Here is a 6,424-nt window from a genome sequence, read left to right on the forward strand (position 1 = left end):
GGTCTCCAGACCCCGGTTGCAAGCCCCCTCCGTTAGGTGGGGGTAGTTGACCCCTTTGAAGGCGAGGGTGTGGAGGAGATCGACCCCGGCAATGAAGAGGTATCCGATACCGATGAAGAGGAGGTAACTGCTCTCGATCCGATCGCGTGCGGTCCATGCGACCATAAAGATGAGGCATCCGATGATGATCGGGAAGAGTTCGGCTATCGTATGGAAGAGGAGGTAGTTGACAAGGGATGTCGCAGTCGTTGCAATAAGAAAGAAGAAGAGAGCGATAAAGAAGAAGTGGTATCCCTTCTCTTCAGAGGATTCCATGGTCTCTGCACCATTGCTCTTCTCCGGCTATCAGGTCGGTCATCATCTTCGTATCCTCTTCCCAGCCCGTGTGGGACCCACTGTTTGGGTGGATACACTGGGTGATGATGCCGTCATAGATGCGCCGGAGCACCCTGAGGCGGCGGCGATGCAGAGCAATCTGGTCACGTTCTTCAGAAGAAGTTCTGCCGCCTGACTCCTCAGCAAACCTCCTGTCTCCTTCCAGCTCTGTGATGATAGACTGTATTGCGGTTGTGAATGGCTCCATACGAACCGGTTTTTTAATCCAGCCGACGATATCCTGACCGTACTTGAGCATCTCGGATGGAAGGAAGACCTTTCCCGTGAGAACGACGATCGGAATATCCTGATATTCCGGAACTTTGCGGATCGCTTTGAGCGTGTCCCACCCATCCATCGGCTCCATCATGATATCAAGGAGTATCATATCCGGCTTCATCTCTTTAAGCATCTGAAGGCAGGACTCGCCCCCATCGGCTGTGGTAACAGTATTACCGCATCTGCTCAACACTTCAGGGATGATCGTCCTGAGCGCCGGATTATCATCAACAAAGAGTATCAGAGGTGACGGTTTACTCTGAGTGTTGATCTCCATCCTCTCAGGATCGCCAGACATAATTATTTATTATTGTGCATAATATTAAAAGATTACAATTCATTCGAAAGAAGTATCCCTGCAACCGGCACAGCCTTTTGATCTGAATATAATCTCATTTCTGCTTTCTTTCCGGTAAAGGGTTACACCTTTGAGACGCAGCCGCCATGCAAGGAGGAGTGCTTCTCTGATCTCATCTCTTTCGATATCCTCTCGTATATTTATTGTTTTTGAAATTGATGCATGAATATGCCGCTGAAATGCCGCCTGCATCAGGAGATGATCCTGAATTGAGATCTCAGTTGCAGAACGGTAGAGCCTACGGAATGCAGGAGAGAGCCAATTAATCCTCTGAAGTGATTCGGATCTGAAGACCTCTTCGATCACCTCCATTCTTTTCGCCTCTGCATCCACTCCATGATAGCCGAGATGTGCAATCTCAGAATCGAGCTGCTCAGAAAATAGAGGATGGATCACCTCAAACGATGCACCTGCCGTATAGTGTCTCGTCATGACGAAGGAGTAAACAGGCTCAATTCCTGATGAGCAACCTGCAATAAGCGAGATCGTCCCGGTCGGTGCGATAGTCGTCAGTGCCGCATTTCGAATCGGTTCCTTCCAGCTACTCCCCTCCCATGCAGGAAATGGCCCTGTCTCATCTGCGATCTTCTGAGACTCATCCACAGCCATCTGTGTGATGAATGAGATCACCCCTTCAGCGAACCTTCGTGCATCTTCAGAATCATAGGGAAGACCGGAGAGGAGAAGAGCGTCATGCAGACCCATTACACCAATGCCAATCTTTCTCGTCCTCAGTGTTGCCTCCCTGATCTCGGGGAGGGGATGGGAAGTCCTATCGATTGCGGTATTGAGGAAATGAACAGCCAGCCTCACTGTCTCCCCGAGCCTCCTCCATTCGACAGCCCCGTCCCGAATAAACCGTGTAAGGTTGATGCTCCCCAGGATGCATGATTCAAAAGGAAGAAGCGGCTCTTCACCACAGGGGTTTGTTGCGGTAATTGTACCGAGTCTGGGTGTTTTATTTCCTTGATTAATTGTGTCAGAGAAGAGTACTCCCGGCTCCCCATTCCGATAGATCCCCTCAACTATCGCCCCAAATACCTCTCCAACAGTCACACTTTTTTCTGTTATCCGGTGGGTGAAGAGTATGGTCTCATCTGCTCCCCTCTGAATCGCCTCCATGAAGGAGTCCGGTATCATGACCGAGAGGTTAAAATTTGTGAGGACCCTCTCCTCATGTTTTGCGGTGATAAAGGAGAGGATATCGGGGTGTGCAACATCAAGAATACCCATATTTGCCCCGCGTCTCCGTCCACCCTGTCTGATCACCTCTGTTGAGGTGTCAAAGATCTCCATAAACCGAACAGGTCCGGGGGACTGTCCACCGGCAGAACCAAGTTCTGAGCCTTCCGGTGGGATCGCCGAAAAGTTGTATCCGGTGCCGCCGCCTGTTATCTGGATGATCGCCCCCTGTCTTACCGCTTCAAAGATCTCAGCGATGGTCGACCCGATCGGGATGACAAAGCAGGCCGCAAGCTGATTGCATGCTGTTCCTGCATTCATCAGTGTAGGGGAGTTTGGGAGGAACTCGAGGTTGTTCATCATCTCAAAGTATGCCTCCCGTTCATCATCCTCCCTGCCGATCGCATCGGCAACACGGCGGCAGAGATCAGGGAATGTATGCTCACCTGACAGTAAGTACCTGCTCTTCAGAACATGATCCCGCATCGATTCGTTCATTCTGTTACATCCCGAAGACTGAGAGAATACGCTTCAGAAAGAGTGTTCCGTGTCCGATTAATTCATTTGAGAGATCAAGGAGAGCCTCGATCGTAATGCCTTCAGGGAAGATCTCTCCTTTCGATGGCATTGGCAGAGCTGTCACTGTTACAGTTGGTGCAGGTGTAAACGTACTCGTTACAACAGGTGTCGGGATTGGCATCTCAACCTGGGTTGGAACAGGTGTCTCCTCAATCAATGCGATCCCGGCAGGGTGAACAAAGATCGCTCCTTCCCGTGCATACCCGTCAGGTCCGCACTGGCTGATCTCAAGGAGGGGTGCAGATGATGCAGCAGGAACAGTTCCGGTGACAGAGACTGAGAGCCCAAGGCTGTCACGAGCGGGATAGGCGAGTTCAAACCCCGGTAGCGAGTAATAATACCCCTTTCCGGGTGTTCTTACATTCTCTCCACCGTTCATGAAGATGCTGACTGCCCACTCGGGATTGAGGAGGCTGGTTCGTAGCCTAAGTGTGTCGGTATCCGGAAAGGTGGTTGAAGAGAGGCGATCAAAGGAGAGGTACGTTCTGAGGGTGGCGTCCTCTCCGGGTGCGAGATCGCAGGTCGGGGTGGTTGATCTGGATGAGATGGTGAATGCTGAGAGATCAGGTGGGGACGGGGTGATGATCACCGGTTCAGGGGGGGTCCCTGACGGGGCGCTCCCCAAAGGATAGGCGAGCTGTGAGACCAGATATTCATTATCACCCCGGAGTTCGTATGCGCCATCAAGCTGGCGAACCGAGATGATTGACATGGTTCTGCTATCAGGTGTCTCCGGGATAACCCCCGTGAGTCTGATCCGGAGGCTCACCTCTTCCGATGCAGGATAGGAGAGCTCCCACCCGGATATCGTCTCGCGGTACTTTGATGATTTTCTGAGGGTATTCTCGCCCCCTCCTCTCCTCAAAAGAACTGTCCATTCCGGGTCTTCCAGTTCTGTCTGTAGGATGAGGATATCACCTGAGGGGAATGAGAGGGGATCAAGACCAGAGAAGGAGAGGGTGATATCGAGAGTATGCTCCTCACCAGACCAGAGATACCCCTGTGGGATACCCTCCGCCCCTTCAACGGTGAACCCTCCGGCAGATGAGACGAGCAGAAGAAGTAGTGAGAGGCAGACGACTCCTCGCATGAACATACATGATCATCACCTGCACTATCAAAGAGCCTTTCGTCTCCACCAGCAGATATGTTCCTATGGACCTAACTGTGCTCATCGAGAATACCACCCTGATTGATCGTTACTTCCGGGGTGAACCCGGCCTCTCTTTCTTCATAGAGGATGGTGATACCAGTATCCTCTTTGACTGCGGGTATTCGGATCTCCTGATCGAGAATGCCGCATCGATGGAGATCGATCTCCTGGATGTTGATCGTATAATCCTCTCCCATGGTCATGTGGATCATACCGGAGGTCTCCCTTCGCTTGCCGCACACCACCTCAGATCGGCTATCGAGGGGAGGCCACGGAAACGTCCTGTCTTCATCACTCACCCTGCAACCTTTGGCCGGAAGAGGGGCAAAGAGATGATTGATGTCGGATGCCCGGTCTCTTCTGACTATCTTTTGGAATTTGGAGAGATTATAATGAGTGTCTCCCCCGTAAGGGTGACAGATCGGATCACATTCCTTGGTGAGATCCCACGAACCGACCCGAAACGCACCGCACAGAGCAGTGCCTTTGTTCAGACCGGGAAAGGATGGGTGCCTGATCCGGTTATCGAGGATTCATGTCTTGTCTACCGTTCTGATGATGGCCTTGTTCTTATCTGCGGGTGCACCCATGCAGGGATTGAGCATACGGCTGAGTATGCAAAAAAGGTATGCGGAGTGGATAAGATCTCCGCTATCATTGGTGGCCTTCATCTCTATTCGGCTACGAAAGAACGGATTGCCGAGGTTGCAGAATGGTGCGCGCAGTCAGAAATAGAAGAGATCTACCCCTGTCACTGCACAGGACTTCAGGCAACGATCGCGCTCTCCCGTCATCACATAATAACGCCAATAGGTGTTGGAACACATCTTGAATGGGATAATTAACCGGATTTCCTCCAGCCAAAGATTAAACACCCTGAAGTACGAATGATGCATATGGTTGTTCCCTCAAAGGTCTTCTTCACAAAAGGTGTTGGTGTCCATAAGGACAAACTCGCTTCTTTTGAGCTTGCCCTGAGAAAGGCAGGTATCGAGAAGTTCAACCTCGTGTATGTCTCAAGTATATTTCCTCCGAATGCAACGATCATATCGCCTGATGAAGGATTAAAGCTCCTTCATACCGGTGAGATAGTCTACTGTGTGATGGCAAGGAACGAGACGAACGAGCCAAACCGGTTGTTAACCTCTGCAATTGGTCTTGCACTTCCAAAAGATGCAAACGAGTACGGGTACCTCTCAGAGCACCATGCATATGGTGAGACCGCTTTTGTATCAGGGGAATATGCAGAAGATCTCGCCGCGACGATGCTTGCAACGACACTCGGAATTGAGTTCGATCCCGATAAGGCATGGCAGGAGCGGGAACAGATCTATAAGGCGAGTGGTAAGATCATCAAGACGACCCATATCTGTCAGTCAGCTGAAGGCGATGCAGACGGAAAATGGGTAACGGTCATCGCTGCTGCGGTCTTCGTACTGTAATCTCTGCATTCAACCGAATGCAGTCATTTTTTAGGTTTCATAGAAATGGATCTCTTAAGTATCCCGTTCTCTGATCTCTTCACCTGGGTGATCGTACCTCTTTTCATCGTCCTTGCCCGTATTGTTGATGTCAGTATCGGGACACTCAGAATCATCTTTGTTTCACGTGGATACCGTTTTCTTGCCCCTGTACTAGGTTTTTTTGAGGTGATCATCTGGCTCCTTGCCATTGGTGAGATCATGAAGAACCTGAATAACCCTGTATGTTATATCGCATATGGCCTTGGTTTTGCGCTCGGCAACTATCTTGGGATTCTGCTTGAAGATCGCCTCTCCATCGGCCAGGTGATCGTCAGGGTGATCACCAAGCGGGATGCGGGGCAGCTCGTCGAATCCTTTAAGCAGAAGAACTATGGTGTTACGTCCATTAATGCTGAAGGATCAACCGGAGAGGTGAAGCTGATCTTTCTCATCATCAACCGATCAAACCTCACCGATGTGGTCGATCAGATCAAACACTTCAACCCAACTGCCTTCTACTCGATTGAAGATGTCCGCTCGGTTCAGGAGGGGGTATTTCCCCTGAATAAACCTGGTTTTCTCAGCTCAAAGCTCAATGCAATGAAGGTCAGACGAAAACAGAAGTGATCAGGCGGGCTTCACCTGACCCGCTCAAGTGCCTCAAAAGCTTCCCTGCGAACACCCGGATCGCTGTCGCGGAGGAGATCTGTGATGGGTTCATGTGCTTCATGGCTTCCAATCTCCCCGAGGATGACCATTGCACGTATTCTGACTGACGGGTCCTCGTTCTTTAAGTATACAATGAGAGACGCGACAGCTGGCTCTCCGATTCCGGCAAGGATCTCCATAGCCCCTTCACGGATCCGAACATCACTGTTCTCAAAGGCCGCCGTGAGCTCAGGGAGCGAGCCTTTTCCTATGCCTGTAAGCGCAACGATCGCACTTGTTCTCACTTCCGGATCGGGATCAGCAAGTACTCCGATGAGATGTGATACCGTATTTGGATCTTTTATCCTTCCAAGCATTCGTACAGCA

The 6,424-nt window shown here is 50.9% G+C and carries 8 protein-coding genes; 3 read left to right on the forward strand and 5 right to left on the reverse strand.

Annotated features, from left to right (window positions below):
• The 4 genes from Q7V06_RS02160 to Q7V06_RS02175 form a co-directional block, all read right to left on the reverse strand.
• Window positions 1-315, reverse strand: a 315-nt coding sequence (locus tag Q7V06_RS02160; RefSeq protein ID WP_304837397.1) for an MASE3 domain-containing protein, incomplete at its 3' end; no start/stop codon positions are given.
• Complete coding sequence (locus Q7V06_RS02165) at window positions 302-952, reverse strand: response regulator (protein ID WP_304837400.1); 651 nt, start codon at window positions 950-952, stop codon at window positions 302-304. The genes Q7V06_RS02160 and Q7V06_RS02165, both read right to left, overlap by 14 nt.
• Before the next feature lie 39 nt (window positions 953-991).
• Entirely contained in the window at window positions 992-2,692 is a 1,701-nt protein-coding gene (locus Q7V06_RS02170) for an adenosylcobalamin-dependent ribonucleoside-diphosphate reductase (protein WP_304837403.1), read from the reverse strand.
• A 4-nt stretch (window positions 2,693-2,696) separates the two neighbouring features.
• Complete coding sequence (locus Q7V06_RS02175) at window positions 2,697-3,869, reverse strand: hypothetical protein (protein WP_304837406.1); 1,173 nt, start codon at window positions 3,867-3,869, stop codon at window positions 2,697-2,699.
• Window positions 3,870-3,928: 59 nt separating this feature from the next.
• Here Q7V06_RS02175 and Q7V06_RS02180 point away from each other — a divergent pair, with 59 nt between their 5' ends.
• From Q7V06_RS02180 to Q7V06_RS02190, 3 genes are read left to right on the forward strand one after another with little or no spacing between them, the layout of a single operon-like run.
• A complete protein-coding gene (locus Q7V06_RS02180; RefSeq protein ID WP_304837408.1) occupies window positions 3,929-4,771 on the forward strand; it encodes an MBL fold metallo-hydrolase in 843 nt (280 codons plus the stop codon).
• Between the two features lie 51 nt (window positions 4,772-4,822).
• Complete coding sequence (locus Q7V06_RS02185) at window positions 4,823-5,368, forward strand: pyruvoyl-dependent arginine decarboxylase (RefSeq protein ID WP_304837410.1); 546 nt, start codon at window positions 4,823-4,825, stop codon at window positions 5,366-5,368.
• Window positions 5,369-5,413: 45 nt separating this feature from the next.
• Window positions 5,414-6,016 carry a DUF2179 domain-containing protein gene (locus Q7V06_RS02190; protein ID WP_304837413.1) on the forward strand — a complete coding sequence of 201 codons (603 nt, stop codon included), beginning with the start codon at window positions 5,414-5,416 and terminating at the stop codon, window positions 6,014-6,016.
• 11 nt (window positions 6,017-6,027) lie between these two features.
• Here Q7V06_RS02190 and Q7V06_RS02195 read toward each other — a convergent pair.
• Window positions 6,028-6,424: HEAT repeat domain-containing protein (locus Q7V06_RS02195; RefSeq protein WP_304837416.1), on the reverse strand; the 397-nt coding region annotated here is incomplete at its 5' end.

This window comes from Methanocalculus sp. (genome assembly GCF_030651615.1).
Lineage (GTDB): Archaea > Halobacteriota > Methanomicrobia > Methanomicrobiales > Methanocorpusculaceae > Methanocalculus.